A 1,682-nucleotide genomic window follows, 5' to 3' on the forward strand; every position below is an offset into this window, starting at 1 on the left:
AGCCAGGCGAGCGCCGCCCCCGCCAGCCAGGGCGCGAGGTCGCGGAGGGGGACCCGCCCGCCGCCGCTCCACCGGCCGCGGTCCCCGCCCCCCTGCCCGAAGGCGCCACCCACCCGCCGGAAGATCCCGACCTGCTTCTGCAGGTCGTAGCCGATCACCCACTTGTACCAGCGGTGCTGCAGGCCGTCCAGCCAGAGGAAGGCCGGCCAGCTCCAGCTGGCCGCCGCCCCCGCGGCGAGCGCGCGGCTCCCGGGCGGGGTGGGATCGAAGGGGACCCACCCCAGCTCGGGGAACCACACCTCCACCCAGGAGTGCGCGTCGTTCCCGGTCACGGCCAGGTACCCCCCGAACTGGTTCCACTCGCCGCCCTGGAAGCCCGTGACGTTGCGGGCGGGGATCCCCTCCGCGCGGAGGAGCATCGCCATGGCGGTGGAGAAGTACTCGCAGTGCCCCGCGCGCCGCGCGAAGAGGAAGTGCTCCAGCCGCGCCTCGTCGGCGCTGCGGGGGAGGTCCAGCGTGTAGCGGAACCCGGTCCGCAGCCACCGCTCCACGGCGCGGGCCCGGTCGTAGCGCGTGTCGTGCCCCGCGGCGAGCGAGTCCGCCAGGCGCCGCACGCGGGCGGAGAGCGGCGGGAGCTGCAGGTAGCGCTCCGCCCAGGGTGGCAGCGCGTCCGGCGCCGCGCGCAGCGCCTCCTCCGGGGGGAGCGGCGCGGCGGAGACGGCGTCGTACGAGGGTGCGTCGGAGCCGGAGAAGCCCACGTCGCCGCTGGCGTCCAGGAGCGCGCGGATGGCCGAGCGGGGCTCCAGCCGGACCAGCGGGTGCAGCCCGAAGAGGACCCGCGCCCCCGGGGGGCCGCCGTAGACCCGGTAGCTCCGGAGGGGGCCGCCCCAGCGGTCCAGGTACACTCCCGGCGGGGTGGCGGCCCAGGGGCCGCCGCCGCTGCGCGACCAGCGGACCCCGTCGAAGTGGTCGAAGGAGCGCCCCCGCCACCGGAGCCCGGCCGGGTCGGGGGGCTGGCCCTCCGGGAACTCCACCCGGAAGGCGACCTGCGGGTTGGGGGAGATGCGGCTCCCGTGCTCCCCCAGCGACACCTCGTCGCCGAAGCCCGCCATGACGTCCGCGGCGCCGGGCCGTCCCTGCACGTTCCACCCCCGCGGCAGCCGCGGGAACACCAGGAACACGGCGACGCTCGCCAGCACGGTGACGCCGGAGAGCGCGGCGGTGGCGGAAAGGAAGGAGCGCCCCACCGGGACGCCGGGAACGCGGAAGCGCTCCGCCTCGCGCCGCAGGTGGCCGGTCATCAGCGCCAGCGTCGCCAGGGCGACGAACGCCACGAACGCCGCGGCGAAGGCGAGCCCCGGGTAGTACGCCGTGGCCGCGATCATCAGCGCCAGCGCCAGCGCGTAGAGCCGCATGTCGTTGCGCGCGGCGAGCGGGCGGAGCGACTCCCCCACCAGGAGGAAGAGGAGCATCGCCAGCACGTCGGGCATGAAGTCGTCCGCCGCCACGAAGGCCACGTACAGTACGCGCACGCACAGGAGCACGGCCCCGGCCCGGATCGCCCGCTCCACGTGCGGGCCCCACTCCGGCGGCGGGAGGCGCCAGAGCGCCGCCAGGAGCCCCGCCCCCGCGGCCGCCGTGAGCGGCGACACCCCGGCCCCCGCGGTGAACGCGGCCAGCGC

1 protein-coding gene is annotated in these 1,682 nt (G+C 77.1%); it reads right to left on the reverse strand.

Going from position 1 to position 1,682, the window contains the following annotated elements:
* The coding region (locus tag VGR37_17575; protein ID HEV2149216.1) for a transglutaminaseTgpA domain-containing protein at window positions 1-1,682 on the reverse strand (1,682 nt) is incomplete at both ends.

This window comes from Longimicrobiaceae bacterium (assembly GCA_035936415.1).
In the GTDB taxonomy this organism is placed as follows: Bacteria; Gemmatimonadota; Gemmatimonadetes; order Longimicrobiales; family Longimicrobiaceae; genus JAFAYN01.